Genomic DNA, 1,045 nt, shown 5'->3' on the forward strand with positions numbered 1-1,045 from the left:
GCCTGCACCTGCTGCGCCCAAGGCTGCGCCGCCGTCCGCTGCTGCTCCGGCGCCGCAGGCCGCCGCGCCCGCCGCGCAGAGCAACGGCCAAGGCGGTCGCGTGTTCTCGTCACCGCTGGCGCGGCGCCTTGCCAAGGAATCCGGCATCGATGTTGCGATGGTCACCGGCACCGGCCCGCACGGCCGCGTCGTTGCGCGCGACGTCGAGCAGGCCAAGTCCGGCAAGGGCCTGAAGGCACCTGCGGCGGCGCCGTCCGGTGCGCCCGCGATCGCGCCGACCATGTCGGACAAGCAGATCCTGTYGCTGTTCGAGCCCGGCTCCTACGACATCGTCCCGCACGACGGCATGCGCCGCACCATCGCGCAGCGGCTGACCGCGTCGATCCAGAACGTCCCGCACTTCTACCTCACCATCGACTGCGACATCGGCAAGCTGCTCGCCGCACGCGAGGAGATCAACGCCGCCGCGCCGAAGGACAAGGAGAAGAAGCCGCTCTACAAGATCTCGGTCAACGACTTCGTCATCAAGGCGATGGCGGTCGCGCTCCAGAAGATCCCGAACTGCAATGTGAGCTGGACCGAATCCGGCATGGTCAAGCACCACCATTCCGACGTCGGCGTTGCCGTGGCGATGCCCGGCGGCTTGATCACGCCGATCATCCGCAAGGCCGAGACCAAGACGCTCTCGACCATCTCCAACGAGATGAAGGATTTTGCCGCGCGTGCCCGCTCGCGCAAGCTGAAGCCGGAAGAGTACCAGGGCGGCACCACCGCGGTCTCCAACCTCGGCATGTTCGGCATCAGCCATTTCACCGCCGTGATCAACCCGCCGCATGCGACCATTTTGGCGGTCGGCACCAGCGAGGAGCGCCCCGTCGTGCGCGGCGGCAAGATCGAGATCGCGAATATGATGAGCGTGACCTTGTCCTGCGATCACCGCGCCATCGACGGCGCGCTCGGCGCCGAGCTGATCGGCGCGTTCAAGCAGCTGATCGAAAACCCCGTCATGATGATGGTGTGAGCAGAGAACGGTGAATACGTAGGG

The 1,045-nt window shown here is 66.5% G+C and carries 1 protein-coding gene; it reads left to right on the forward strand.

The window, feature by feature from the left end:
- Positions 1 to 1,021: 2-oxo acid dehydrogenase subunit E2 (locus ACXJL8_RS41855; RefSeq protein WP_456687120.1), on the forward strand; the 1,021-nt coding region annotated here is incomplete at its 5' end.
- Positions 1,022 to 1,045 lie beyond the last annotated feature (24 nt).

It is taken from the genome of Bradyrhizobium sp. P5_C11_2, assembly GCF_054049755.1.